This window comes from Pandoraea aquatica (assembly GCF_902459565.1).
GTDB lineage: Bacteria > Pseudomonadota > Gammaproteobacteria > Burkholderiales > Burkholderiaceae > Pandoraea > Pandoraea aquatica.
The window spans coordinates 792,425-818,313 of record NZ_CABPSN010000001.1 but is presented as its reverse complement, the minus strand read 5'-3'; the positions used below and the strand labels follow the sequence as shown (position 1 = coordinate 818,313).

The following is a 25,889-nucleotide window of genomic DNA, read 5'->3' as shown; positions in this document are numbered from 1 at the left end:
TTATCGCGTGCTCTCGATCCAGTCGACAGAGTGATTCGCAGCATTCAGCTCCTTGAGTGAATGCGCTTACGGCATGAACCTACGTCACGTCGTTTAGCCGATGGTGGGTGAGGGCAGGACGTCTTCGTCTCCAATGTTACAGCGACCTGCCGTCCCAAAAATCATGGTCTCTCGATATTCCTATACTCCTTCGCGCTAATCGTTTGGCGTCGACGGACCTGCTGTCATTTGGCTGATTACGTCGCCTATCCAGGCGCCGGGCAATCGTCCATCGAGTGTGTGGGATGGGGGGGCTGCCATCGGCTTGCCCACTACTGGTCACCTCGTTCGATGACAGCGTGCAATCTCTAGCAAGGAGCATATATGCCAGTTCAACCGTATCTCGGAAAATACGTTGTATTTCAAGGTGTCGCGCAGGAAACTGAGGCTTGGGCGCCGGACTTCCACCTTCTGTGCCCAACGTCCGGGCGCAGACTCGCAAATCGAATGCGAATCGAGGCAATTCCTGGCTATGAGCGATACACGAAGGGCCTCGAAGTCGGTGCCATTTACTCCTGGAAAACCAAGCGCGAGGAAGCGGTGATCGATGAGGGGCTTGGCTTCTACTCGTTCCTTGCCAAGTTAGCTCTTTTGGTTGGGCACGACTGGCGCGCCGAGAATCCGCCGGGCAGGCCGGGGCCGTTCTTCGAGCTTCTACGCTATGGGCTGCAACGGGCGCACATGAGTAGTTTTGTCGCAAGGAAACTGCTCCACGATTTCGACGATTGGGAGGCGAGGGTGGAGGCTGTTGGTGACTCGGACTTCTTGGCTCAATACCGCAAGACGGAGGCGTTGATTTTCTCGGCGAGATTCGGCGCGTTGTATTTCGATGGCGTCCCTGAACCTGAACCCTACGATTTTCGCCGGCTGACGGGGCTGATTTTCAATGGCTGCGGGGACGACGACCAAATTTAATCGCTGAGCAAGCAAGGAGAATTTTGTGGCGACTTCGTACTATATCCATTCGTTGCGCAACGTCAGCAAGCGTTTGCCGGGAGCTCCGAAAGTTCAGTGCTGGTGGAAAGACTCGCTGATAGCGGAACTCGCTCCGGGTTGTTTGGATGGTCTCGCGGACTATGACCTTGGAGACGTCAAAGATGAAGATGTGGCCGTGTACAGGGAAAATCCTTCGCAGGACGGATACAGTTTCGAGCAATTCTGCGAAAGACTGCTTCTTATCCTAATCGAAGGAAGAGAACTTGAGCCGGCACGCGATGTTGGCGCGTGGTGCGACGAAATCGCGGAGATCGTAGAGCGACGGGGTGGCTGGCACGACGACGAGGGGCGTGGGCCGTTCTTCGAGATGTTCCGAGACTTGTATCGGGGGAGACCTATGGACGACGACGTGTGCAGAAAGCTTGTGGCGGATTTTGACCGCTGGGAAGCTCATGCACAGAGCATCGGGAATAGAAAGTTCTACGACTACTACCAGATGCTTCGCGAGTGCTTTCGGTTCGCGTCAAGTAACGGCGTTGTGATATTTCCCTACGAGTAGTCCGAGTCCAAGCAGTCGCACCTTCGGGCGCGGGTTGAGGGGGCCGACGTAACGACGAGAGGAAACGAGCGACTCAACTAATGGGAGGCCGACATGTCGGCCTCCTGCTGAGATTGCGTGACGGTTACTACGGCTCTCTGGGGCACATCATGAACCGAGAAGCGGGCGGCGATCACCGGCTCTACTCACCGCAGCAGGCGTTTTTCGATCAGACCTGGAAACCGGATGACATCGTGAAAACCCGGTGACGGGAAGACAATGCGACATTCACGTCGGGATCGCCTCGCACCCGACGTGAATGCCGCAACAACCAAGACGCGCCCGCCACCCCAGATAACGCAATGGGCGCGGGCGTATTGCCCTTAGATATCCAGCCGCGAGATCTTGGTCCCCGAGAGCGAGAGATCACCCATCAGTCCGCTATTGGTCATCACGAACACTTCAACCGGATGCGTAGTCGTCGTCGTGTCGACCTGACCGTTGGCCCCGAGTTTGACGACCGCCACAGAAGCGTCCGCTCCGACCGACCAACCGCTGGCATTGCGGAATTTGTCGAACGCCTCCTGCGTCATGAACAGATAGACCATCGACTTCGACTGCATCCCCAGTTGCGCGCCCACCGAAGCGGACGAAATGCTGTAATAGCCCGACGAGGTTGTCCCGACACGCAGCACACCGTCGCCGTGCTGTCCGCCGACAATAACCCCTGCCTGAATAACCTCAGGGAACACCAGCACGCCACGCGCTTTACCCACAAGCTCGCGCGAACCGGGCACCGTAGAGAACAGTCGCGAGAGCGTGCTTTCGGCGGCCGCGTCGATGGACTGCTTACGTGACGCATTGGCTTCAGGCGTGGCCGGCGCGCTGCCGGTCGTGGAGCACCCCGAGAAAGCCACGACCAGGGCGGCAGCGACGACGGAAGCGCCTACGAAGTGACGACGTGTTTGCATGACTGACTCCGCAAAGTGGATTGGATCGCTCACCGATAGGTGGACGCGCGACGCCCGTCTTCTATGTCGGCATAGGCCACCGCAGGCGTCTGCGTTGCAGTGTCAGTTCTGTGACACGACATCGCTATTGGTATTTCGGGCAGCCTCGCTTGCCCCAAAGGGCAATTCGAAGGCGGTGGTGCCCGTCAAACCTCGGTGCTGTTCGTCTTGCTCGAGTCCGACGCCGGTTTTGCGGGGGAAGGAGTCCAACCATCCGGCGGAATAATCACCGGCGCTTCCGGCTGCTCCTCGAAATGGGGCGACATGATCTGCACGCCGAATTCGTTGAAGACGTCGACGATCTGGCTATGCAGCTCACTCAGCATGAGGAGACGCTGCGCCGGATTGACGGGCGCGACATGCAGGTCGTACTCGATATAGAAGTCCGACAGCGAACGCTGCAATACAAATGGCTGCGGCGACTGCGCAATGCTTTGGGTTCGTGCTGCCGCGAGGCACAGCATGGCTTGCACCTGTCGCCATGGGGTGTCGTATCCGATCGTCACCGATGTGACCACCAGCGCCGGCGCTTTGCCGTCACGACTCGAAAAATTGTGCACTATGGCCCCGACGACAACCGCGTTCGGAATCGTGACCTCTTCCCGCCTCACGTTCGTCAACTTCACCGACAAGGTATCCACGCTCACCACCACGCCTGCCGTGTCGCCGATCTGCACCATATCGCCCGCCTGAAATGCCCGGCTATAGGTGACGACAATGCCGCTCATCAGTTGATTGACGATGCCCGCTGACCCCAGCGACACCATCAGACCGAGCAACACGCTCAGCCCCTTGAACACATCGCTCTGCGCGCCCGGAAAATACGGGTACGCGAACGTCAGCGCCAAAGCCCACACGACGATGGCCACAATGCGGCGCGAGGCGTCCGCCGTGTCTGGATGCAATCCGGGCACATTGAGACGGCGTTGCTGGATCGCTGCAAAAATATTGTTGATGAGATTGTGCAGGGCGCGCGTCAGAAGAAATATGACGGCGATGGCAATGAGCCCCGGAATCGCATTGACAATGCCCAGTGCAAAGGTGTTGAGCAGGTTCCAGAGGAAATCGCTCAGACGCTCGCCCATGGGCTCCGATACCGGGAACCGCTCCAGTACGTAGATCAGATAGACGTATATGAGCGCGGCGACGAAAAACAGGAAGAGCAACTGAACGATCTGCCGCACCAGATGAAACGCCGAACCGGTCCAGTCGAATGTTCTGGAAGTGCGGCGAAGCAAATGCGCCTCGATGGCGTACTGAAGGCGCGTTTGCAGACGGCTTTGCAGTCGTCCGGCCGTCCACACCAATATCACCAGCACGGCCGTCGCGAGCAGCGACAGCAGAATGCCACGAATGATGTTGGGCCAATGCAGTTGCGCCTGCCGGGCCGCAAGCGCGGCGTCGAGCCGCGTCTGGGTTTCGCTAGCGATGACCTCGAACGGTCGATTGTCTGCCTCGTCGACGTCGCCCTCCAGCAAGGCGAAGAGAATGCGGTCACCGCGCCGGAAGACGACGCCGCGATTCTGACCGAGCGAGCCCTGAACTGCTTGCGTCGGCAAGCGCAGAATGCTCTCGGGCAGCGCGTCCAGTGCGGCATAGGAGCGCTCGGCGCGCTGTTGCGGCGTAGCCCCGGTGAGCGACGCGCGGAACGTCGTGATGGGGCGATCCATATATCGGAGATCGGCGGCCGGCGCATCCGACGCTGCAGCAGGACGGGGCGCTTGTGCATGAGCCAGCGAAACGCTCGCAACCGTCACCAGAAGGACAGCGAAGGCCGACACGAGAAGCACAAACATGGCGCCGATCTTCGAGCATGACAAACACACCGTGTCGTTTTGCGAACTGCCTGACGCAATCGCGCGTGGGGCGACGTGGATCATCATGGATGCTCCTAAATTGAAGTGCGACGGCGAATCAGTGGCGATTTTCGCGCTAACCGGGATGCCCCGGGGGGCAAATTGATTGCCCGAAACCCCGATGGCGCGAGGGCGTATCCGGCGCAAAACTACACTCCTGCAACACTGGGTCACACATCCAGACAAGGAGACATTCATGGGTAACGGAACCAAAAGACGGTCCGATCGTTCCGAAGTCCCGGAGGTGGAGCTGTCACTTGTCCAGGGCGATTTGGGGTTTCATCTTCAGCGTCGTGCGCATCTCATTCCTTCGGTCGGCATGGGTGTTTGGCGCCGTGCCGTGATTTTTGCCGCAGTAACCTGGCTGCCGTTGGCCGTGTGGGCTGTGCTCACCGGCCGCGCGGTGCAAGGTGCTGGCGACGACACGCTCGCGGCGCATTTTGGTATTCATGCGCGTTGCCTAATAGCTATCCCGCTGATGGTGGTGGCCGAGGGGGTTGCTCAGAATCTAATGCCTCCGCTCCTGAAGTACTTTGTCGAATCGGGATGTGTAACTGAGCAAACGCTGCCGTCCTTTCAGCGCGAGCTTTCGCGTGTGGCACGGCTGCGTGATCGTGCATTGCCGTGGGTTGTCATTTTCGGGGTGACCATCGCATGGTCAACGACCCGAGCACTGTTAGGCGATGCCGAAGACGTAGTGTGGATGAACCATGGCGATGACATCGCCGATATAACCTTCGGCGGCTGGTGGTTCGTGCTCGTCGTCCGGCCGCTCTTCACCGTGCTACTGCTCGCATGGCTTTGGCGCGCTTGCCTGCTGTTCATTCTGCTGTTCCGGATTGGGAGGCTGCCACTCGCACTAGTACCCTCGCATCCCGACCGAGCGGCCGGACTGAGTTTCGTGGAGCGCATGGCATTTATCTTCAGTCCGGTAGCGTTTGCCATTTCGGCAGTCGTCGCCGCGTCGTTTGCGCACGAGGTCGTCTATCACGGCGCGAGCGCCATGCAGATGAAGACGCTGCTGATCGCCAGCGCTGCGCTGATCTCAGTAGTATTTCTCTTGCCGTTACTGCCACTCGCCATACCCTTGGGACGGCTGAAACGGAGCGCCATATTCGAATATGGGAGTCTGGTAGCGCATCATGACCGCCTCGTGCACGAGCGCTGGATATTGCATCAGGACATCGGAAAACCGGAGATTCTCGATGCCCCCGAACTGGGGCCTGTCGCGGACATTCACGCCGTCTACGACGCCGTGAAAAACATGCGATCCGTGCCGTTGAGCAAGTTGTCGATCTTGGCGATTGTGGTGCCGGTCGCTGTACCGATGCTTTACGTTGCTGCCCTGCAACTGCCGCTGACTGCCATACTCGGGAAGATCGCTAAAGCATTGATCTAACAGGCGTGGATGGAGATAGGGCTATTCAGAAACTCATGGCGAAGCCAAACGAGACGCCTTGCACGTTACGGCCGAAGACGTAGCGCGCCATTAGGCGTGTACGGGTGACGATCACAGGATACTTGCTGCTGTCGAGTTCCAACCCGACACCCAGCGACGTCAGATTGTTGAAGCCCAGCACGCCGGCACTGTCCCCGAAGTATTGAGAATAGGCCGCCTCAAGCACGTAGCGCACCGGCCGATCAAGCGCACGCAGGCCGGTCGGTGCACGCCATCTCGACCAAAGGCTGAACTGTTGGGCGTTGGCGCTGCCTTGCACACCGGCGGACGAGCTGCCGAAACTTCTCAGATGGATGTTCGTCAGACGCAGTTCGACGTCGACTTCGTAAGCCTCGCGATAGTGCTCGAAGTCGAGCATCAGCGAACCGCCAAGGCCGTACGCATTCAGCGCACCATCCTTGAGAAATTGTGCGTCGAGATCTGTTGCTCGGTTCAGTAGTGTTTCGCCGACGCGCAAGTCACTGGCGACGCGCCCCAGGCTGCCGTTCAGAATCGGCCGGAGCACCAGTTCGTCGGCCAGACGAATGTCCCATCCCACACCGATGGTGGTGCTTAGCGTATTCCAGCGGACTGGGAGTGCGCGCGACTCTGTGCCATCTGAGGCCAAGAAGGTCGGATCGTACCGGCTATAGGCGAGCGTACCTTCGAGGTAGAGCGGAAACGAGCGACTGAGCGTGAAGCCGCCGCCCAACTGCGTTTGCCAGAAGCCGGGATTCCCGGTCGATCCATTATTGATAGACAACGAGCTTGTGGTGACGTCGGGAACAGTCGTGTAGCTCATGATAGCCAGCACGCTGTTCGCATGACTGCGGACATCGGTGCCGACACGCAGCGGCGAAAATTGAGCGAACGCTGCCGGGGTGATCGTCGTTAGGCAAAACAGGCTCGCCAACGTAGTCAGCCACACGGCAAGCCGTCTGTGCAAATCATGTCTCGGCGCACGCTGGCTACTACGCAAACTTTTGTGTCGTATTGCAGCCATACTCCACTCGCGTCATTAATGTTGCGATGCACTCTTCATTATTCGCCATTGTTGCGACTGGACCGCCAGCGGACCATCGGTGTCAGGGGCAATCGCTTTGCCCTTACGGGCAAATGACTTGCCCCCACTCCCGATAGCCTCGAGAGGCGATTACGAAAAGAATGGGGCGCATTGATCATGGTGCGTAGGGGAACATGAATTCGCCGAATATTTCACACCCTCCGTCACAGAAGGCCGGACGCTGGTTTAACGCGCTCGGCCTGACGGTAGTTGTGGTGATCGTTGCTGCACTCATCGTGATCGGTGTACGCGCAACGCTGCTTTATGAAGGCCGTCTGGCGGTTCGCGACGACGCACGCGATGCGAACCTGCGCGTGGCGATGCTCGCTGCACGCACGGTGGGCGATGACATCGCCGCCTGTACGCGCGCACTCGACGCACTCGGTGCAGCAGGTCATGGCGATCCGAGCGCACAGCTTTCGAACTGTATGGCGCAGTTTGGCGATCCAGCGAACGCGACATCACAGACCTATGTGCAGGCAGTGATCATGAGTGAAGCGGGGGAGGTCGTTTATGAAGCGCTGCCTTCGACGGGCTGCATCGATCTTCGCTTCGCCCAGCGCATCGTCAATGCACACCGCCAAAGCAACAACGATGCACTTTCAATCTCGACATCGGCGGCGTTATGCCCGGCGAGTGCGGGCCCCGGTCTGCTGATGACGCACACCATCCGGCGAGACGGCGGCGAGTTTGCTGGCGTTAGCATCGTGACGATAGACGCTCGCTATTTCTCGCGGCAATTCGCGGGACTTGCTCCGGGGGAGAAAGGCATCGTCTCGTTAATGCGCAACGATGGCACGGTACTTATCACGTCGACCGCGGCCGGCACCACTGTCGCAAGCGCCGTGCCTCTCGTCGCTGTCACGGCCAGGCCCTCGGACGCTTCGGTCACGGGCGCGGATGGCGAATTTCTCTACGTCCGACAGCCACTCGCTGGCCTACCGATGCTGATTGAGATTCGCGCCCCCAGAAGCGAGATATATGCCTCGTGGCGAGAACGGGCGCTGTGGGTGGGCGGGCTGACCGCGGCGCTCGGCGTGGCCTGTCTGATTCTCTCCGTCTTGCTCAGGAAGCAGCGCCAGCGGCGCTATGTCGCCGAGGCCGAGTTGCACCGAATGGCGAGCACCGATCCACTGACGGGGCTGGCTAACCGACGCACGCTGGACGAGACCTACGACAGGGAATGGCGTCGCTCGTTGCGTGAGCATGCGCCCCTCGCACTGCTCTTCATCGATATAGATCATTTCAAGACGTTCAACGACCAATACGGCCATCCGGCGGGTGACGACACGCTGGTCGCGGTGAGTCACGCAATCGGGCGCACGATCCGGCGGCCTGGCGATTTCGCCGGACGCTACGGTGGCGAGGAGTTCATGGTAGTGCTGCCAAACACCGACGCTAATGGCGCACGCGACGTCGCCGAGCGCGTGCGCACGGCTGTGCGCTCATTGGCCATCGCCCACGAAGGCACGCCGCAAGGCCATGTGACGATAAGCATCGGGGTCGCCGCTACAGGGGTGTTGCCGACCGGCACGCCCGAAGCGCTGCTGCAAGCGGCGGACGAAGCCCTTTACGCAGCCAAGAGTGGCGGTCGCGACCGCGTCTGCATTCACGCAACCTCAGGAGGTGCCCCATGCCCGGTGATTTGACGCTTGACCAACGCAAGGCCGCTGGAAAGCTGGCGCGTGAGCGCGCGCCCCGTTCGAAGCAGTCGGACATCGGCAACGTCGATCGCGACCCTGTGACGTTGCTGCGCCAGAACAGCGCGGGCCGCGTCGACGCACTTGTGCCGCTTCGGTACGGCCGCATGTCGGTCTCGCCCTTTACGTTTTATCGCGGCAGCGCCGTCCTTCAGGCACACGATCTGGCGCGAACGACCAGCACGGGGTTCACGTTCCCCATTTGCGGCGACGCCCACCTCATGAACTTCGGCGGCTTCGCAACGCCGGAGCGCCAGTTGGTATTCGATCTGAATGACTTCGACGAGGTCGCGCCGGGTCCGTGGGAGTGGGATCTGAAGCGCCTTGCGGCGAGCTTTGCCATTGCAGGCGAACACATGAGCGTCGATCGAAGCACGATTCGCGACATCGTGACGTCGGCCGTATCCGAATACGGAAAGCGGATGCAAGAGTATGCGGGCTACAGCGCGCTCGATCTCTGGCATGAGATCGTGACGTTCGATCGTATGGCGGAAGCGGCCGTCACCGGTGAGGGACGACGTCTGATCCGCAAGACCGCAGAGAAGGCCGCCGGACGTTCGCACGAAGCCATGCTCGAGAAGATTGCAGTATTTGAGGACGGTCGCTGGGTGATTCAGGACGCGCCGCCCGCGCTGTTCCATCCGGCTGGCCCGAACTCCTTGCTGGGCAACGCACACGCGTGGTCGAACACGCAAGCCTGGAAGGGCAAGCTGGCACAGGCGTTCAACGAATACGTCGGCACCCTCCCGGTCGACCGGCGTGCGCTGATCGATCAGTTTCAGCTTCAGGACATCGCCTTCAAAGTGGTCGGTGTGGGCAGCGTCGGGACCTTCTGTCTCGTGATGTTGTTCGTCGACGCGCACGGCAAGCCGTTGTTCCTGCAAGTGAAAGAGGCCCGCGAATCGGTCATTGCTCGCCACTTCCCTACGGGAAAAGTGCACCATCAGGGGCTTCGTGTCGTTGCCGGGCAGCGGTTGCTTCAGGCCGCCAGCGACGCGTTTCTCGGCTGGACGACCGGCCCGAACGGACGCCACTTCTACTTCCGGCAGTTGCGCGACATGAAGGTCTCTGCGGAAGTCGAACGCATGAACGACACGATTCTTCAGGGCTACGCCCGAATATGCGGATGGGCGTTGGCCCGGGCGCACGCCAAGTCCGGGGGGCTGGCCGTAGAAATATCCTCGTACATCGGCGACGGGAAGCGCCTCGCCGACGCGATGACCGACTACGCGCTCGCCTATGCGACGCAGAACCAGAAAGACTACGAGGCGTTCATAAAGGCATGCCGCTCCGGAAAGCTCGTGGCGCGTAGCGACGAGGACATGGCTGCCGACTTCCGCGTATAACGCGTCGCGTGGATTGCCGGTTCGGCGCGTACCGACACGCCGAACCGCCGCTTATACGTGCCACGCTCGACGCTTACGGCTGGGAGCGCGCGGCGCGCTCGATGGCAGACAGCAGGTCGTTGCCAAGGAACGGTTTGGGCAATAGTTCCTGGCCGCCCGACTGCCGAATCTCGGCGCGCGCTGCCTCGTTGTCGTACGCCGTGACGAACACGACCGGCGGACGAGGGGAGGGCAACGTCTGATAGAACGCCGGTCCTGAGAGCCCGGGAAGGTTCACGTCCGCGACCACGCAGTAGGCCGCGCGGATGCTCTCGGCGACACCGTCTTCCCCCGCACTCGAGAAGGCTCGCGTACGGTATCCGGAGATCGTCAGCAGGCGCTCGACAGCGCGACGCATACCTGTGTCGTCCTCAAGAATCACGATGATCTTCCTTGACTTGGTCATGAGGCGGTCGTGTCCATATAGCTATATTTTTCTTTGGAATGCAAGACAGTGGCTATTGGGACTTGGGGCAATGCAAATTCCCCATTGGGCAATTTCGGGCAAACATCTTTGCTTTGCTGGTTCTGCGAGCTACATTGCCAGAGGGTGTCTGCCGCTCGCTCGCGCATGAGCATGTGGTAAATCGACACGTTTTCATCACCGGTATTTTTCCAGTTGAGGCGTAACGATGAGACGACAGGCGTTGGCAATCTTAATGCTGCTTACGACGTGCGCAGCATCGACGGGAACGACGGCATGGGCCCAGCAGGGAGCACCTGCGAGCGCGCCAGTTGCCCCGGCGAACGGCGTCGATCCGGACGCGGTTCAGATGCTGCACACGATGGGAAGTTATCTGCAATCGCTCCAGCGATTTCGCGTGTTTACGGAGCTGACCGGGGAACGCGTGCTGGCCGACGGACAAAAACTTCAGCACAGCGCGCGGGCTACGCTTGAAGTCGACCGGCCGAACCGGTTGCGCGCCGTCATGAAGAGCGCACGCACGGAACGTGAGATCATTTACGACGGGAGGACAGCAACATTGTTTTCTCCACAGCAGAAGTACTACGCCTCCGTGCCCTTCCAAGGGACAGTGGGCAAACTGGTCGAAGCGTTGCGGGAGCGATACGGCGTGGAGTTGCCACTCGCCGACCTCTTTTCGTGGGGAACGCCCGAAGCACAGCACCAGAAATTCGACTCGGCAATGTTCGCGGGGCAGGACTACGTCGGGAACGATCTGTGCGACCACTACGCGTTCCGGCAGTCCGGAATCGACTGGCAGATATGGATCGCCAGTGGTGACAAGCCGTTGCCGCGCAAAGTAGTGGTCACGCGTACCGACGATGATGCGCGTCCGCAATCGATCTCGATCCTTTCCTGGCAACCCGGCTTCTCCATCCAGCCCTCGACTTTTGAGTTCCGGCCGCCTGCGGGTACAAAGAAGATCGAAGCGGTTCAATTACCTACCAACAAGGGGTGACATCATGACTCAATGGCGTTTCCCTTGGGTACCGGCATGCGTTGCCGTGACCGTACTAGCAGCTTCTCTCGCTTTAGTCCCTCCGTTGGAAGCCGCTGGTAGAGGCGGTGGTGCTGGCGCACACGCGCGCGGTCACGATGGGGGAGGTAACGCCGCTCGCCGCACCGCACCGCGCCAGAATGTCGGGAATCGCCAGCCCGATGCGCGCACCCACAATGTCAGAAACACCAGCGTGAACAACGTCAACGTCAATCGTAATGTGAACGTAAACGTTGATAACCATGGTGGTGGCTATCACGGCGGTTGGGACGATGATTATCACCCGGTGGCGACGGCCGCAGCAGTCACTGCGGCCGTGGGTGTCACGGCTGCGGTCGTCGGGGCGGTGGTGCACTCGGTGCCAGCAAGCTGCGTGCCGGTGAATTATCGCGGAATGATTTACCAGCAGTGCGGGTCTACGTGGTATCAACCCCAAGGTACGCAATTCGTCGTGGTCAACGCGCCGTATTGACATGGTGTAGGCGAACATTCTGACTCTGATGCGGGCGCGAAACAGTGCGCCCGCTGCTCAGACGCTCGCTGCCTCACTGCCACGGAGATGTGTCTGATCAAATTCCGCCGATGCCAACGGCAACCAGAGCACGAACTCGGTGCCACCGCCGGATCGTGGCAGTGCAGATACGGCGCCTCGATGAGCATCGGCGATTGAGCGAACGATGGACAGACCAAGGCCCGTGCCACGCTCCTTGGTGGTATAGAACGCTTCGAACAACTGCTCAACGTTGTCAGCCGGAATACCGGTGCCCCGATCCGCGACGACGAGCTCGACACCCTCCTTGGCGTGGCGCGTACCGATGGATAGTTCACGATCTTTTTGCTCCGAATTCTCCATCGCATCCATAGCGTTGATTGCCAGGTTAAGCAGCACCTGTTGCAACTGCACTTGGTCGGCCAGCACCCGAGCGTCCGGCGCCCCAAATGACATCTGGAGCACTATGCCACGGCGACGAGCCTCGGGTTTCACGAGCGACGTCGCGCGTTCGAGCACTGTGTCGAAGACAACGGGCGTGAACGTTATGGCCTGCTTTTGCAATAGCGCTCGCAGACGCTGGATTACGTCGTTTGCACGTAGGGCGTCGCGCCTGACATCAGTGAGGATTTCGCGCAATTCGGCATCGCTGGCGTCGGAGCTCTGCATCATCAGATCAGCGGCATCGACGTTGCTGAGAATCGCACCGAGCGGCTGGCCGACCTCGTGGGCGATGGACGCACTGAGTTCACCTACTGTAGAGATTCTGGACGCTCGTGTGAGATCAGCGCGACGCGTAGCAGCGTCGTATTCCGCGACGCGCCGCTGATGACGCTGCTTCAACATCGCGAAAATTGTGATGGCTTGCGTGCCGATCACGAAGAGAATCACGACGATTTCCTTCCAGTACTGCCGGTACGCCGGGTGTGGCGCGTTGAGCCGTTTGCAATCCGGTTCCAGCAAATTTTCGGAAATATCGAGGCGCTTGAGCATAGCGATATTCGCCGTGCACCGCGCCGGTAATGCGGGCAAAGTCCGCAGCGATGCATCGAATTGCTGAGTTTGGCCACTGGAAAGCAGCATTTGAGCGGCGACGTTGCCCGTCGTGCGACCGTTCTCCTCGAGGTCGTACACAGCGCCGGCGGCGGCGCCTTGCTCGATGTAGTTGGCGTACCATCCGTAGATGGGAACCGGTGCGTCGCTTGCAATCTTGTTCACAAGTTCGACGGGGAAGTAGCGCCGGCCTTCGCGGTCGCGATATTGGGTGCCGTAGAGCACGGCGCTGGTGCGCTTGTCGAGCAGCGCTAGCCTTGCTTTGAGTTCCTGGACGGAGAAACCCTCCCATCGTTCTATCGACACCCAACGCCTAGCGGTCTTCCCTGCGGCCTCGACGATCTCGTCGGAGAAGCGCTTGTCGAGGTCCGAGGTTCCTCCGATGACCACCAGACGGGTAGCACTAGGTTGAAGCGACTCGACGATGGAAAACGTTTTTTCGATCTCGATGTGGTACGGAATCATCACGAACGTCGATGGGAGCGCACCGACTTTCTTCAACCACACATCCGGCACACTCGTAACTAGGATGGGCGTACCCGGCCAGATGGCTTCATGATGCGCTCGGGCAAACTCCGCTGCGTAATTGCCGATAGCGATCACGAGGTCGACGTGCTGACCGCTGTACTTCTTGCGCAGCAACGCAAAAAGCTCGGGAGTAAGCAGATCGGAACCGAAGCGCAAGCCGTCGAGCGTGTCGAGGAAGGTTTCGGTGCCCAGCGGCAAGGTGGCATTCAATACGGTGCGAATGGCCTGCGTCTGCATAAGTGCCGCAGGTTGCATCGGATCACCGCCCGTGAGGAGAACCACTTTGGGTGGATCCGCGCCAAACGCTTCAAGAACGACGAAGCTACACGTGACAAAGACCGCGAGTGAGATACTTCGCCGAACGGCCCGTGTGATGGCACTGCTCACGACATTTGCGCGACGCTTGATGAGACGTCGGAAGTCATGCGCTTGTCGGTATTCCGGAGTAGTTCGGCTAACGAAGAAGCGTTGAACTTGCGCATAAGCTCGGCTCGGCACGTTTTGATCGTACGTTCGCACAGCCCCAGTTCGACTGCGATCTGCTTGTTGCGAAGTCCTTTCGCAATGCCCTCCAGGACGACCTTCTCGCGGTGGTTGAGTGTACCGTCCGTCGCTTCCAACGGGAGGGTAGAGGGGAGCGTCTGTACCAGACTTATGGCGATCTCTATCGCGCCAATGAGAACATCGCGTCCGAAGGGTTTGACGAGGAAGTCGACGGCGCCTGCCTTCATCGCTTCGACTGAGCGCGACACGTCACCGTAGCCGCTCATGAAAACGACCGGCAACGGAGATGCCTGCCGTCGTAGCGCTCGCTGCAATTCAAGCCCACTGGGCCCACCCAGCTCAAGATCGATGAGGATGCACCCTGGGCGCTCGTCTGGCTCACTCACGAGAAACTCCCCTGCCGAAGCATATTCCTTCGTGCGATAACCCGAGGCGCACAGCAGGCGGGTCAATGCAGATCGCATGGAGGCGTCGTCGTCGACTACGTGCACAACCGATTCATGACAGGCGTTCATGGCAGCTCCGCTTTGCAGGCAAATCTTTAGTATCTCCCCGACCATTTGGTTCTATCTTTATGTAGGAATAACTCTTACTTCAATTATTAAAATTACTCTGATGAAAATATAAATTTTTAATTATTATCCTCTGGGTAAATTTTGAATTAATCATTGAAAACCTTGACCTATTTAAATTGATAGCATCTCCGGACATATTCGTAAAGTTCAATTGGAAGATTTTCGCGAGAGCGGCCGGCCAAGGGGCGCGGCGAAATTCGGTGATGCCGCCTTCCAACGAACATTTTACGTTCCACGCAGTGGCGACTAGTTGAAATGCAGGGCGCGTTGCCCCAACTACCTATGTCGCCGACCGCGATGTAAGTGGAGAATGTCTTCGGCGTCAATTTGATTCAGTGTTCCAATATTTGCTGAACGTGATTGAGGACCTTTTGGAAGCGCAAGCGAATGCCGGGAGACAATCTATGGAAGTACCTCGATGCCGTAGGTCGGTCGGGGATGCCGGGCGGAAACTACGTCTGGGCCCCTCCAAGGAGGGCGTTGCTATAGCCATTCGACTCGCGCTTTGCTTGATGTTCGCATTGATTCAAGCACCAGCAAGGGGGCAAGAGGGAGGTGCCGCTCAGGCTAATAACCCACTTGCCAACATGACAGCGTTCAATCTGCAGAACTACTACATCGGCAACATCACGGAGACGGGGCAAAGCGGTAATCAGTTCTGGATGCGATATGCAAAGCCGTTCGTGGTCGGAAACACTCACTGGATACTGCGTGCGTCGCTACCAGTAAATACGCTACCGGTCGCTCCGACGTTTGGAAGGCATACATCCATTGGCGACCTCAACCTCTTTTCGGCCTACTTGCTTGACTTGGGGAATCCTGCGATCAGCTTCGGCATTGGTCCGCAACTAACCGCTCCTACGGCGGGCGACACAAGGTTGGGCTCAGGGAAGTGGTCGGCGGGATTGGTCAATGTTTTGTTCAATGCCAACTCGACAAGATTTCAGTTCGGGTATCTGGCCTCCTGGCAACAGAGCTTTGCTGGGATAAGCGATCGAGAGACGGTAAGCGTTGCAGCATTTCAGCCTTTTGCTTTCTACCAATTGGGTGGAGGAACGTATCTTCGGGCCGCTCCGATATGGGCGTTCAATCTAGATAATGGCAGCTACAGCATCCCCCTTGGCGTGGGTATCGGTCAGGTAATCAAGCGAGGAAAGACCGTGTACAACGGTTTCGTAGAGCCGCAGTTTTCGGTTGCCGACCGAGGGCCAGGACAGCCGAGATGGCAAATTTTTTTCGGACTGAACGTGCAGTTCCTCGACTGATCGTTGGGGCTACAAATTGGGTGGCGAAGCGCCTCACATTTCGATCGTGAATCTGGGCGGATGTAAGTCGATACGCGGCTTCACAGAAAATTCAGTCCACCCGTAGAGCCGCATGAATGTATCTGCGCCAAGTCGACGCTCAATGTGTTGCATCTCGCGCCCACCGCGCCTCAAATTTCCGACAAGCCACTGTCTCTATTGCCCTGAAGGGAAAATGAGTTGCCCCAAGTCCCTATAGTGCTGGCCGCTATTCGGAGCAGAAAATTCCAATTGGCAAGTGGATCACGGCCTCATTAGGGGGCCGCGTTCGATCCCGAACGACATGGACGTTCAGCGCTTGCTTCATCACCACTGGTTAGGAATAGAAACTCTGCATCTAGGGGAACATGATGAATCTTGAACGTTGCTTAACGGCGCTTGCCTCGCCGATTAAACGGGCACCCGTTGCGATAGTGACTGCAGGACTGTTGAGCTTGGCGGTCAACGGACATGCCCAGACTGACGCTCAACGCGGAACGCGCCCCAATATCCTACTGATCGTTGGCGACGACGTTGGTTGGGGTGATCTCGGCGCGTATGGTGGCGGAGAGGGGCGCGGCATCCCAACCCCCAATCTCGACCGCATGGCGGACGAAGGCATGACATTTTTTGACTTCTATGGCCAGCCTAGCTGTACGCCTGGGCGCGCTGCGCTTCAGACGGGGCGTAATCCGAACAGAAGTGGCATGACAACGGTGGCATTCCAAGGGCAGGGCGGTGGATTACCTAAGGCAGAGTGGACACTGGCTTCGGTACTTAAACTCGCCAAATACAATACGTATTTTACGGGCAAATGGCACCTCGGCGAATCCGACTACGCACTTCCCAATGCGCAGGGCTACGATGATATGAAGTACGTCGGGCTATATCACCTTAACGCCTACACGTATTCCGATCCGAAGTGGTTTCCCGACATGGATCAGAAGACCCGCGACATGTTCGTGAAGGTCACGACCGGCATGCTCTCGGGCAAGGCCGGAGAGAAGCCCCGCGAAGACTTCAAGTTGAATGGTCAATACCAGAACGAACCGGAAAAGGGCATCGTCGGCATTCCGTTTGTGGATCGCTACATCGAGAAAGCCGCGCTCGATGACATTGATGACGCCGCACAGCGCGGACAGCCGTTCTTCATCAATGTGAATTTCATGAAGGTTCACCAACCGAACATGCCCGACCCCGACTATATCGGAAAGTCGCTATCGAAGTCGAAATTCGCGGATTCGCTCGTGGAACTTGATGCGCGTGTCGGGCGCATCATGGACAAGCTGCGCGAGAAGGGGTTAGACAAGAACACTCTCGTCTTCTTCACGACGGACAATGGCGCCTGGCAAGACGTTTATCCCGATGCAGGTTATACGCCTTTCCGAGGCACCAAGGGAACCGACCGAGAAGGTGGCGCGCGTGTACCGGCCATCGCCTGGTGGCCCGGCAAGATCAAACCCCATTCGCGTAACTACGACATTCTCGGCGGTCTCGATTGCATGGCGACGTTCGCTGCACTCGCAGGCGTCGATTTGCCCAAGAACGACCGCGAAGGCAAACCGATCGTATTTGACAGCTACGACATGTCCCCGGTTTTGTTCGGAACAGGAAAGAGCAAGCGCAATGAATGGTTCTACTTCACTGAAAACGAACTGACGCCAGGTGCCGTACGCGTAGGTCAGTTCAAGGCCGTGTTCAACCTCCGAGGTGACGCAGGTGTCAAAACGGGCGGTCTAGCAGTGGATTCGAATCTGGGATGGAAGGGCCCAGAGAGCTATGTGGCGACGGTCCCACAGGTGTTTGATCTCTATCAGGATCCGCAGGAACGCTACGACATCTTCATGAACAACTACACGGAACACACGTGGACGCTGCCGACGTTCAATGTGGCCGTACGGGACCTCATGCAGACGTATGTAAAGTATCCGCCTCGCAAGCTACAGAGTGAAGGCTACGCCGGTCCGATTACGTTGACCGAATATCAGCGATTCAAGTACATCCGGGACGAGCTCCAGCAAAACGGCTTCAGCATTCCGCTACCGAGTGGCAACTAAAAGGGGGCAGGCTCCCGAGCGATCGAGGTATTCCTATCGTTCGGGAGCCGTACATACGACCAGCTCGCTATCTGCCCAATTTGCGAGGATATGTATGCGATTCGACATGAACAACACGGTGTTGCGACAGATGTTTCGGACGTTGGCCCGACTGATCATCAGCGCGTGTGCAGTCGCGCTTATGACCGCCTGCGCTAATCAAGGATCGGCACCCATCGCAGGCGCGGAGGTCAATTCGCAGCCAGCGTATGTCTCGACGCAGTCGGTGTTGCCGTCTTGGCAGGACGGCAATGCCCGCAGCGCGATTCTGAAATTTATCTCTGACGTAACACGCGAGGGGGCCCCATCGTTCGTGCCGACCGAAGCCCGCATTGCAGTGTTCGATAACGACGGAACTCTCTGGAGCGAACAGCCAATCCCATTCCAACTCGCGTTCATGATTGACCAATTGAAGTCGGCAGCTCCGTCGCATCCCGAGTGGCAGCGTAGTCCGGCTTTTAAGGCGCTAATGGCCCACGATGTCTCGGCGCTCGCGAAGAATAGGAAGGAACTGCTGCAAATGCTGTCTGTGGCCAATAGCTCGATGACGACGGAAGAATACGATCAATCGATCCGCGCATGGCTAGCGAGTGCGAAACACCCTACGCTCCATCGACCCTACACCGATCTCGTGTACCAGCCGCAGCTCGAATTGCTCGATTTGTTGCGAGCGAATGGATTCAAAATTTGGATCGTCTCTGGCGGAACGTCAGAGTTCATGCGCACATGGGTCACTCGAGCCTATGGTATTGCGCCTGAGCAGGTTGTGGGTACTCAGGAGAAGCTTAAATACGTAGTGCGTGACGGAAAAGGTGTACTGATGCGCCAACCCGGCTTTGATTTCGTAGATGACGGCGCAGGGAAACCTGTTGGCATTTTTCGCGCGATAGGCAGGCGGCCAATCCTTGCGTTCGGCAACTCCGATGGCGATCGAGAAATGCTCGAGTACACCGCGACGGGGCCCGGTCCCAGCCTTGCGCTGCTGATACATCACGACGATGCAGAGCGCGAATTTGCCTATGACCGGAAATCGCCGTTGGCACGCTTCGACAAGGCGTGGGACGAAGCGGTAGCGCGCGGCTGGGTGGTTGTCAGCATGAAGCGTGATTGGAACTCGGTATATCCGGGACCGAAGGCCGCCGCTGCCCAGTAGCCGGAATAGACGGTCGACCCGCGTCGGGAGAGAGAACGTCTGACATCTGGAGAGACAGCATGCACAGCATCGAGGGCATGACCAGCGAGCAACCGGTGAAATGGTTCGAGACACGTGCATCGTCCGCGAAGGAACCGATGGCGCCGCGACAGAAGGGGCGATTTCACGCGATGGCCAAGCCAATCGGCTCGACCTGTAACATCGATTGCGCCTACTGCTACTACCTGCACAAGGAGCAACTTCTCGATCAGCGTCGGGGGCGCCGGATGGAGCAGTCAATGCTTGAACGCTACATTCGTCAGTACATCGAGGCCCAGAACGGTGACGAAATTATTTTCTCGTGGCAGGGGGGCGAGCCGACAATGCTCGGTCTCGACTTCTTCCGCGATATCGTGGAAATCCAGAAGCGATGTGCGCCTGCCGGTCGTCGGATACTGAACGATCTTCAGACAAACGGCACTTTGCTGGACGACGATTGGTGCGGCTTCCTGAAGCAACACGACTTTCTGGTCGGTATAAGCATCGATGGACCTCGCGAATTGCACGACACGTTCCGCCTGGATCGGAAGGGGCGGCCCACGTTTGAAAGTGTCATGCGTGGCATTGGCCTTCTGAAGAAACACGGTGTGAAGTTCAACACGCTCACGGTGGTGAACAGGGTCAACGCGAAGCGGCCGCTCGACGTTTATCGCTTCCTGCGCAACGAAGTGGGCTCGAGTTATATCCAGTTCATTCCGTGCGTTGAGCCAAAGGATTTTCGCAGCATTGCCCCTCAACACTGGCCGACTGAGTCGATGCCGATGATTGGAAGCGATGGCGCGAAGCCAGGAAACCCTGACTCCGTCGTGACGGACTGGTCCGTCGACCCGGAGGATTGGGGGTACTTTCTGTCACGAACTTTCGACGAGTGGTATCGAAAGGACGTGGGCCATGTCCTGGTTAACCTATTCGAGACCGCCGTGGTGCAAACGATGGGACGGCCCGCACAAACGTGCGTGACTGCCGAGTTCTGCGGTAAGGCAATGGCCATCGAACATGACGGCGAAGTATATTCTTGTGATCACTACGTCTATCCCGATTTCGCGCTCGGCAATATCCGTGATGTTCACCTGGGCGAGATGGCCTTTTCGCAACGGCAGCAGAAGTTTGGGTATGCCAAGCGAGATTCTCTTCCTGCCTTTTGCAAGAAATGCACGTATTTAAAGCTGTGCTGGGGGGAATGCCCGAAGAATCGATTCGTGCGCAGCCCGGACGGCGAACCGGGTCTGAACTATCTATGCTCGGGCATCCGCAAGTTCTACAACCATGCGAGCTGGGCATTGAGACAGTTGGCGAACGAATCTATGTGACTCACTTATGGCTACGTGTCATCACACCGAAGAGTCATCCCCCCGCTCGAGTATCGAGCCAATTCGGCACCAATCGCGTAGTTAGGAAGCCATCCGAATCCCTTCTGCTGAACATCGTTGCGCGCGAGTCGTTGAAAGCAACACACTGAACGTGCCATCCTGCCTGGATAAACTCAGCGCCATCTGCGATCCGCCGACACCGCTACGGTTTGATAATGATCCGTCTAATGCCGCGAGAAACAGAGGCACCGTGTGTCAGCAGCGGCTGCTTCGTCTTCAACTAGGTAAAAAGCTTGAATTCCAAACGGGCACGCCGCAAACAGACGGCAGTACAGCGAAGCGAAAGCGACCGCAGTAGATAAGCGAACGGACTGTTGTGGACTAATTGCCCGTGAGGGCAATTGCATTGCCCAATTCCCCAATTGCTGTCTTGCAGGGTAATGCCCAAGAATATTCGTGTGAGCCGTCATTTGTACGGATCAATAACCCGGCGCTTTATTCTCTTGGGGAAAAAACATGCCGCATACGCACCGACGCTTCTCGATTATCGCTATCGCCGCAGCCGCCATTTTTCTTCAAAGCACTGTTGCATTGTCGGAAACACTTGGGCCACTTAACAGTCCAGTCCGCAGTCAGAACCCCGCGAACTTCAATAGCAAAGCAGTCCTCGATCATCTTTCGCCCATAATTTGGCAGGGCGACAACCTCGCGTACACCAAGGGGGCCTCCACAATTCATCCTGCACAGACCGCCTATGCGCAGATGATGAACAAGAAGATCCAAGAGGTTGTGCCTGGCAAGATTTATCTAGCCTCCGGTTTCCAGCTCGCGTCGACTATGATCGCCGTCGGAGACAACGGCCTCATCGTTATCGACCCGGGGTCCGATGACGACAGTGCCCGCGCCAGCCGAGCCGCATTCGTAGAAGCTGTACCGGGCGCCGCCAAGTTGCCGGTGGTTGCGGTGATTTATACGCACCGCCACCCGGATCACGCGTTCGGTTCTGCTGGATGGGGAGTCACCCAGGCGGATGTTGATTCGGGCAAGGTGAAGATTATTGCTTCCGTGAACTTTGTCAAAGATCTGGTCAATGATGTCGGTGTAGTCGGTAATATTCTCACCCAACGAACGGCATATGCAGCAGGGTACGTGCCACCGGGTCCCGACGGCCCAGTCCACTTCGGCATTGGTCCGGCATTCGGCGCAGGCCCCATTTCGTTCTTCTTGCCGACGGTGAAAGTGGCAGAAGATAAGCCGCTCAAAACGACGATTGCCGGAGTGGAGATGGAAGTTTTTCCAGCCTACGGCGACGCTGGCATGGATGAAGTTGACGTTTATTTCCCCCAATTCCGGCACTTGCATGGGTCGGAGACCATTCAAGGTGAGACGTTCCCGAATCTATACACTCTGCGAGGCACGTCCTATCGAGATGTTCAGCTTTGGATGGAGGGTGTTGCCCGAGCGTTGCAATATGCGCGCAAGTCCGATACGTACTCGGGGTCGCACATGCGAGCGTGGCGGGGAAACCAGTTTATTGTGGACCGCATACAGAATTACCGCGACGCGATCCAATATGTGCACGATCAGTCGATCTATTTGATCAACCTTGGCTACAAGCGTGACCAGCTCGCCGACATGGTGGTGCTGCCTGAGCCCTATGCGAGCGACCCATGGCTGCAAGAGTACTACGGCACTGTGGCGCACTCGGTACGCAATATCTACGACGGGTACCTGGGATGGTGGTCAGGGGACGCGACGGAGCTTGCCAAGCCCGGATTTATCGAAACCTCCCGCCAATACGTGCGCGCAATGGGTGGAAGAAAGGGCGTGCTAGCCGAAGGCAAGAAAGCAATCAGCGAGCGTAACTACGGGTGGGCAGCCGAGGTTCTCACGCACCTGACTAGAATCGACCCGAGCGATATGGAAGCACGCAAGTTGAAAGCGCAGGCCTTGCGGCAGTGGGCATACGCGCAAACGAATATTTACTGGCGCGCATTCGCTATTACGGGTTCGAAGGAACTTGACGGAAGCCTTGACCGCTCGAAGCCCTGGAATTTCGCAGACCCCGCGATCGTCAAGGTATTGCCGACGAACCAGTTCCTTGAAACGTTGAGTGTGCGACTTAACGCAAAACGAGCCGCGGGCAAGAAGATGAACGTGGGATTCGAGGTAACCGACACCGGAGAGAAGTCCGGATTTTCGGTGCGTAACCAGATTGCTGCTTTCAGTGGCGAGCCTTTGCCGGATGCGCAAGCCACGATCAGTGGGCCGAAAGCGGCAATTCTCCAAACCATCGGAACGGGCAAGTTGGCGGATGGCGTGGCTGTAAAGGGCGATCGAGGGACCGCCGAAACTTTCCTTTCGTTGTTCGATGTCATCACACCGAACGATGTGAATTTGCTTCTTCCTCCGGGCGTCCCGCTCAAAAATCAATGATTGCACGGGGGGCGGTGTGAACGCACTGCGGGTTGTTTTGCGCTAGGCCCCCCTCAAGAACTAATGCCGATCAGATACGGAACTCTCTGGCTTTACGGTTTCTTTGCCGGGGCGTTCAGTCCCGCCATATGAGCGAATGCTGCAGATGCTTTACACCCCAAAGCGGATTCGGGACCGCGGTAGTCATGCCGCTGCAGCCAAATGGTCATTGGTGTTTGAAAGCGCGGAACCTAGTGGTGGGCGAAGACTTCGTCGAACTGTCCGGTCTCCGGGTTCTTCGCATTTCAATCCCGTGCGTTTAGCTTGCGAAAAGTACGGTCACTGACGAATCGGGATAGCTTTGAGTAGCGTACGGTACCTCGACGTATCGGTGCTTGGACCAGATGTAAGTGCTGTCTCGCGCGCGTCGTGGCAACATAGAGCAAGCGGAGTTCTTCCTCGACGTTCTGCTTCTGTATCTCCCTAATGTGCGAGATAGCACCTTCGGTCACGTTGATTACGATGACGTGATCCCATTCCTTACCCTTCGCGGAGTGAATCGTGGAGAGTGTGACGCCGAATTGACCATATTGCCGTTCAACGAACGCCCTGAAGGAGCGCACCGATTTGTGCTCACGAATAAGTGGCTGCCAGAGGTTCAGTTCGTGCTCGACCGAGGTTCGTGCATACCCTTGCCCCGATCGACGTCTCCCCGTCTTCAGTAGCGCTAGGCTTTAGAGTCCGAGGGTTAATGTAACTGTTTTTCCGCCAATTTCCGCGCGTAGGTCGCCGGTGTTAATCCGCCCAGTGATTTCTTCGGCCGCTCCTCGTTGTACTCCCGCCGCCAAGCCTCGATCACCAGCGAGAAGCAGGGGCAGTTGTTGCCTGCCAAAATCTGGTTCCCTGACTCCTCACCTGGCACGCTCTTGCGGGAGATGAAACTCGTCTCCGACACGTATGACACCGTGCTGACACTTCTCGTGCTTCCCAGAACGGAGGATGTCTGGGCACCACGTTTCGCCGGCGCAAACGATTAACGGTATTCCGGCGGAATTTGTGTCAGCGATTGTCAAGGGCAATCTATTGACATCGAGCGACCCCCGAGGTCATTGCATACACAGTACGTGTCGCCTACGACTTACTCGAGCGTTTTGCGAAGGATGTCGGCCCCGTGCGAACGGAGTTCTTTAACGAATGCGAGGGTTAAGCGATAGGCTCTGCAGAAAGTCTCGTCTTTGGGGATGGGATTGGCCGACCAGTCTAGGAAGATGCCGATGAATCCATTGGTCTGTAAGGCGAGGGTGTGCCATCTCATGTGTGCAATGTTCGATCTACCCCGGACGCGACGCCAAGTGTTGTGTCCGCTCCCGCTGGGGTTAAACGAATGACCTTGTTCTTTCCATGGAGCCTTTTCATGACGAACATTCTCGCCTAAAAGAGTGTTTGGATTGACTGGACCACTACAAGGTTACTGTGGAGGACAAGTCATGTGGTGATGTATGTCGCCAGATTTGCCGAAATCCACTGTTGCGTCACCCGGATCCCTTTGCCGCCGACTCACTCTTCGTCTGACGCCGCGGCGTGGTAGGCCTCTATTCCGATTTGCTGGCTGGCTTGATATGCCAGCACCGAGTCTATTCTCACAAGACGGTTGTTCCCGGTTATATGGTGCAGTTTGAGCTTGCCTTGGTCGATGAGCTTGGCGACGTGCGCCTGGGAGACGAACAGCATCTTCGCTGCGTCCGCGGTGGACATGTATTTGTCGTCCTCTCGGCTCGACTTCTTCTCGACTTTCGACATGGTGGTGTCCTTGGTGGCCAATACACGATTTGAGCCTAGACTAAGCCTCCGACGAAGACAATTGAATATGAGCTACGGCTACGTATCGGGCAGGCCATCGTAGTAACCGATCAGCACGAACAGCGCGGTGAACTCGTGGGTGCATTTTTCGCAGACCAGTTCCTGGTGGACGGTCTTGGCACCAACTGCGCACGCACCCATGGTCAGCTTGGTCGATTCGCACTTCGGACAGAGCGGACTGGCCGTGCGAACGACGCGGGACTTCCATTCATCCGAGTCCATCGCGGCGCTCCCGTTGGGAATTAGGGGCTATTTGCGGGCGCCGGCGTGGCGGCCCATCGTATATAGAATAGACCTTCCGATACGTCGAAAACCAATGTCAGATGCCGATGTACACCGAGCTAATAGAAACGCAGGAACGGCTGGGGCGGGAGAGTGCGGGGTACGCCAGGAGGAGGCACAGTAAGCCGTTGGCAAGATTTCTCCCTCATGGCGGAGCTGGACTTGACGGCTGAGGACTTGGAATTCCTCGTGTATAGAACGGCGATTCAGCTCTGGGGTCCAGCGACTGGGCTGGTCGGCGCGGAGCAAGCCATACTCAGCTTCCCGTGGCCATACGTGAGAAGTGAGGTTGCGACGATGGGCGCAAGTCCTGCACCGATTGCGGCACCAACCTGGACAGCGACGGACAGCCCGCTGCATCTGACCTCAGGAGGGAGCTCAGCCGAGAACAAACCACCTTCAGGCCCCCCCACGCGGCCGAGTGCACCACGCCAATCGCCAGTACGACAGCTAGCGTTATCTCAGTGTCCATGAAACCAGCAGCGGCCGACAGTTTGCATTCATCCATGCGCCCAATCTCCTCTCAGACAAGCCGGCGCCTCAGTCGGAGATGGGGAATCAAGGGGAATTTCCAGTTGAATTGGCTGCGCATTTCGGTCGCGTAGCACGTACACCCCGATGTGCCGAACGTCACCGCAGGTTGTGCGCATCGAGCCACGCTCGGTGGCAATTCGCATTCCCGCCAAGGCGAGCTCGTGCTTGCGTGCGTTTGGGTAGTATATATCGAGGAGTGCTCGGCACTCGTGAGTGGAGACTGCGCGCAGCAGGAACAGGGCCTGCGCCATCCGGGTGCACTGCTGGCGATAGCCATTCCCGGGGTAGCGTTCGAGAAGCATTTCGAACGTTGCGGAACGGTCAACGGGAATTGCCGTAAGA

At 57.8% G+C, this 25,889-nt stretch carries 22 protein-coding genes and 1 pseudogene; 12 read left to right on the top strand and 11 right to left on the bottom strand.

The features are described from left to right. Nucleotides 1-363 precede the first annotated feature (363 nt). Both PAQ31011_RS03385 and PAQ31011_RS03380 read left to right on the top strand, forming a co-directional pair. Nucleotides 364-954: a hypothetical protein gene (locus PAQ31011_RS03385; protein WP_150574463.1), complete on the top strand. Its 591-nt coding sequence runs from the start codon at nucleotides 364-366 to the stop codon at nucleotides 952-954. Nucleotides 955-979: 25 nt separating this feature from the next. After that, the gene (locus PAQ31011_RS03380; RefSeq protein ID WP_042116357.1) at nucleotides 980-1,534 is read left to right on the top strand and encodes a hypothetical protein; all 555 of its coding nucleotides are present in this window, start codon (nucleotides 980-982) and stop codon (nucleotides 1,532-1,534) included. 362 nt (nucleotides 1,535-1,896) lie between these two features. Here PAQ31011_RS03380 and PAQ31011_RS03375 read toward each other — a convergent pair whose 3' ends face one another. Together PAQ31011_RS03375 and PAQ31011_RS03370 are read right to left on the bottom strand one after the other, a co-directional pair. Further along, nucleotides 1,897-2,484, bottom strand: coding sequence for a BPSL1445 family SYLF domain-containing lipoprotein (locus PAQ31011_RS03375; protein ID WP_150574462.1), 588 nt, complete (start codon nucleotides 2,482-2,484; stop codon nucleotides 1,897-1,899). Nucleotides 2,485-2,669: 185 nt separating this feature from the next. Then, the gene (locus PAQ31011_RS03370; RefSeq protein ID WP_150574461.1) at nucleotides 2,670-4,319 is read right to left on the bottom strand and encodes a mechanosensitive ion channel family protein; all 1,650 of its coding nucleotides are present in this window, start codon (nucleotides 4,317-4,319) and stop codon (nucleotides 2,670-2,672) included. Between the two features lie 256 nt (nucleotides 4,320-4,575). Between PAQ31011_RS03370 and PAQ31011_RS03365 the strand changes: the two genes are divergently transcribed. Continuing rightward, nucleotides 4,576-5,778, top strand: a complete 1,203-nt coding sequence (locus tag PAQ31011_RS03365) for a hypothetical protein (protein ID WP_150574460.1) — start codon at nucleotides 4,576-4,578, stop codon at nucleotides 5,776-5,778. A gap of 25 nt (nucleotides 5,779-5,803) precedes the next feature. On the opposite strand, the gene PAQ31011_RS03360 is transcribed toward PAQ31011_RS03365, so the two are convergent. After that, the gene (locus PAQ31011_RS03360; RefSeq protein WP_425495083.1) at nucleotides 5,804-6,703 is read right to left on the bottom strand and encodes a hypothetical protein; all 900 of its coding nucleotides are present in this window, start codon (nucleotides 6,701-6,703) and stop codon (nucleotides 5,804-5,806) included. Between the two features lie 311 nt (nucleotides 6,704-7,014). On the opposite strand from PAQ31011_RS03360, the gene PAQ31011_RS03355 reads away from it, so the two are divergent. Continuing rightward, nucleotides 7,015-8,529: a sensor domain-containing diguanylate cyclase gene (locus tag PAQ31011_RS03355; RefSeq protein WP_150574459.1), complete on the top strand. Its 1,515-nt coding sequence runs from the start codon at nucleotides 7,015-7,017 to the stop codon at nucleotides 8,527-8,529. Continuing rightward, a complete protein-coding gene (locus PAQ31011_RS03350) occupies nucleotides 8,514-9,926 on the top strand; it encodes a DUF2252 domain-containing protein (protein ID WP_150574458.1) in 1,413 nt (470 codons plus the stop codon). The genes PAQ31011_RS03355 and PAQ31011_RS03350 overlap by 16 nt, the downstream gene beginning before the upstream one ends. Before the next feature lie 73 nt (nucleotides 9,927-9,999). Here PAQ31011_RS03350 and PAQ31011_RS03345 read toward each other — a convergent pair whose 3' ends face one another. Beyond that, nucleotides 10,000-10,371 (bottom strand): response regulator, encoded by a 372-nt coding sequence (locus PAQ31011_RS03345; protein ID WP_150574457.1) that lies wholly within the window; start codon nucleotides 10,369-10,371, stop codon nucleotides 10,000-10,002. Nucleotides 10,372-10,624: 253 nt separating this feature from the next. Between PAQ31011_RS03345 and PAQ31011_RS03340 the strand changes: the two genes are divergently transcribed. Together PAQ31011_RS03340 and PAQ31011_RS26985 are read left to right on the top strand one after the other, a co-directional pair. Next, on the top strand, nucleotides 10,625-11,386 hold the full coding sequence (locus tag PAQ31011_RS03340) for a DUF2092 domain-containing protein (RefSeq protein WP_217424833.1): 762 nt from the start codon (nucleotides 10,625-10,627) through the stop codon (nucleotides 11,384-11,386). Between the two features lie 232 nt (nucleotides 11,387-11,618). Continuing rightward, nucleotides 11,619-11,897: a hypothetical protein gene (locus tag PAQ31011_RS26985; RefSeq protein WP_425495076.1), complete on the top strand. Its 279-nt coding sequence runs from the start codon at nucleotides 11,619-11,621 to the stop codon at nucleotides 11,895-11,897. A 57-nt stretch (nucleotides 11,898-11,954) separates the two neighbouring features. Here the strand turns inward: PAQ31011_RS26985 and PAQ31011_RS03330 are convergent, their stop codons facing one another. Then, the gene (locus tag PAQ31011_RS03330) at nucleotides 11,955-13,883 is read right to left on the bottom strand and encodes a sensor histidine kinase (RefSeq protein ID WP_150574454.1); all 1,929 of its coding nucleotides are present in this window, start codon (nucleotides 13,881-13,883) and stop codon (nucleotides 11,955-11,957) included. Continuing rightward, nucleotides 13,880-14,515 carry a response regulator transcription factor gene (locus PAQ31011_RS03325; protein WP_150574453.1) on the bottom strand — a complete coding sequence of 212 codons (636 nt, stop codon included), beginning with the start codon at nucleotides 14,513-14,515 and terminating at the stop codon, nucleotides 13,880-13,882. The genes PAQ31011_RS03330 and PAQ31011_RS03325 overlap by 4 nt, the downstream gene beginning before the upstream one ends. Before the next feature lie 572 nt (nucleotides 14,516-15,087). On the opposite strand from PAQ31011_RS03325, the gene PAQ31011_RS03320 reads away from it, so the two are divergent. The 5 genes from PAQ31011_RS03320 (at nucleotide 15,088) to PAQ31011_RS03300 (ending at nucleotide 22,892) form a co-directional block, all read left to right on the top strand. After that, nucleotides 15,088-15,840, top strand: a complete 753-nt coding sequence (locus PAQ31011_RS03320; protein WP_150574452.1) for a hypothetical protein — start codon at nucleotides 15,088-15,090, stop codon at nucleotides 15,838-15,840. 386 nt (nucleotides 15,841-16,226) lie between these two features. Next, complete coding sequence (locus tag PAQ31011_RS03315) at nucleotides 16,227-17,915, top strand: arylsulfatase (RefSeq protein ID WP_246179316.1); 1,689 nt, start codon at nucleotides 16,227-16,229, stop codon at nucleotides 17,913-17,915. 106 nt (nucleotides 17,916-18,021) lie between these two features. After that, nucleotides 18,022-19,107: an HAD family hydrolase gene (locus tag PAQ31011_RS03310; protein ID WP_150574451.1), complete on the top strand. Its 1,086-nt coding sequence runs from the start codon at nucleotides 18,022-18,024 to the stop codon at nucleotides 19,105-19,107. Nucleotides 19,108-19,166: 59 nt separating this feature from the next. Beyond that, nucleotides 19,167-20,456 (top strand): anaerobic sulfatase maturase, encoded by a 1,290-nt coding sequence (locus tag PAQ31011_RS03305; RefSeq protein WP_246179315.1) that lies wholly within the window; start codon nucleotides 19,167-19,169, stop codon nucleotides 20,454-20,456. A gap of 516 nt (nucleotides 20,457-20,972) precedes the next feature. Beyond that, entirely contained in the window at nucleotides 20,973-22,892 is a 1,920-nt protein-coding gene (locus tag PAQ31011_RS03300) for an alkyl sulfatase dimerization domain-containing protein (protein ID WP_150574450.1), read from the top strand. Between the two features lie 284 nt (nucleotides 22,893-23,176). Here the strand turns inward: PAQ31011_RS03300 and PAQ31011_RS03295 are convergent, their stop codons facing one another. The 5 genes and pseudogenes from PAQ31011_RS03295 to PAQ31011_RS26980 form a co-directional block, all read right to left on the bottom strand. Continuing rightward, nucleotides 23,177-23,494: a 3'-5' exonuclease gene (locus PAQ31011_RS03295; protein ID WP_246179314.1), complete on the bottom strand. Its 318-nt coding sequence runs from the start codon at nucleotides 23,492-23,494 to the stop codon at nucleotides 23,177-23,179. Between the two features lie 125 nt (nucleotides 23,495-23,619). Beyond that, a pseudogene (locus PAQ31011_RS03290) lies at nucleotides 23,620-23,727 on the bottom strand (integrase core domain-containing protein); the annotation flags it as partial. A 701-nt stretch (nucleotides 23,728-24,428) separates the two neighbouring features. Then, complete coding sequence (locus PAQ31011_RS03285) at nucleotides 24,429-24,671, bottom strand: helix-turn-helix domain-containing protein (protein ID WP_150574449.1); 243 nt, start codon at nucleotides 24,669-24,671, stop codon at nucleotides 24,429-24,431. 78 nt (nucleotides 24,672-24,749) lie between these two features. Further along, nucleotides 24,750-24,953, bottom strand: coding sequence for a hypothetical protein (locus PAQ31011_RS03280; RefSeq protein ID WP_150574448.1), 204 nt, complete (start codon nucleotides 24,951-24,953; stop codon nucleotides 24,750-24,752). Nucleotides 24,954-25,513: 560 nt separating this feature from the next. Next, entirely contained in the window at nucleotides 25,514-25,849 is a 336-nt protein-coding gene (locus PAQ31011_RS26980; RefSeq protein WP_425495082.1) for a helix-turn-helix domain-containing protein, read from the bottom strand. Between the last annotated feature and the right edge of the window lie 40 nt (nucleotides 25,850-25,889).

Bases quoted from the DNA above. Each gene is read 5' to 3' on its own strand.
- PAQ31011_RS03320 (WP_150574452.1), top strand. From the start codon at position 15,088: ATGTTCGCATTGATTCAAGCACCAGCAAGGGGGCAAGAGGGAGGTGCC.
- PAQ31011_RS03325 (WP_150574453.1), bottom strand. From the start codon at position 14,515: ATGAACGCCTGTCATGAATCGGTTGTGCACGTAGTCGACGACGACGCC.
- PAQ31011_RS03370 (WP_150574461.1), bottom strand. From the start codon at position 4,319: ATGTTTGTGCTTCTCGTGTCGGCCTTCGCTGTCCTTCTGGTGACGGTT.
- PAQ31011_RS03365 (WP_150574460.1), top strand. From the start codon at position 4,576: ATGGGTAACGGAACCAAAAGACGGTCCGATCGTTCCGAAGTCCCGGAG.
- PAQ31011_RS03345 (WP_150574457.1), bottom strand. From the start codon at position 10,371: ATGACCAAGTCAAGGAAGATCATCGTGATTCTTGAGGACGACACAGGT.
- PAQ31011_RS03350 (WP_150574458.1), top strand. From the start codon at position 8,514: ATGCCCGGTGATTTGACGCTTGACCAACGCAAGGCCGCTGGAAAGCTG.
- PAQ31011_RS03300 (WP_150574450.1), top strand. From the start codon at position 20,973: ATGCCGCATACGCACCGACGCTTCTCGATTATCGCTATCGCCGCAGCC.
- PAQ31011_RS03280 (WP_150574448.1), bottom strand. From the start codon at position 24,953: ATGGACTCGGATGAATGGAAGTCCCGCGTCGTTCGCACGGCCAGTCCG.
- PAQ31011_RS03385 (WP_150574463.1), top strand. From the start codon at position 364: ATGCCAGTTCAACCGTATCTCGGAAAATACGTTGTATTTCAAGGTGTC.
- PAQ31011_RS03285 (WP_150574449.1), bottom strand. From the start codon at position 24,671: ATGTCGAAAGTCGAGAAGAAGTCGAGCCGAGAGGACGACAAATACATG.
- PAQ31011_RS03310 (WP_150574451.1), top strand. From the start codon at position 18,022: ATGAACAACACGGTGTTGCGACAGATGTTTCGGACGTTGGCCCGACTG.
- PAQ31011_RS03305 (WP_246179315.1), top strand. From the start codon at position 19,167: ATGCACAGCATCGAGGGCATGACCAGCGAGCAACCGGTGAAATGGTTC.
- PAQ31011_RS03315 (WP_246179316.1), top strand. From the start codon at position 16,227: ATGATGAATCTTGAACGTTGCTTAACGGCGCTTGCCTCGCCGATTAAA.
- PAQ31011_RS03340 (WP_217424833.1), top strand. From the start codon at position 10,625: ATGCTGCTTACGACGTGCGCAGCATCGACGGGAACGACGGCATGGGCC.
- PAQ31011_RS26980 (WP_425495082.1), bottom strand. From the start codon at position 25,849: ATGCTTCTCGAACGCTACCCCGGGAATGGCTATCGCCAGCAGTGCACC.
- PAQ31011_RS03355 (WP_150574459.1), top strand. From the start codon at position 7,015: ATGAATTCGCCGAATATTTCACACCCTCCGTCACAGAAGGCCGGACGC.
- PAQ31011_RS03375 (WP_150574462.1), bottom strand. From the start codon at position 2,484: ATGCAAACACGTCGTCACTTCGTAGGCGCTTCCGTCGTCGCTGCCGCC.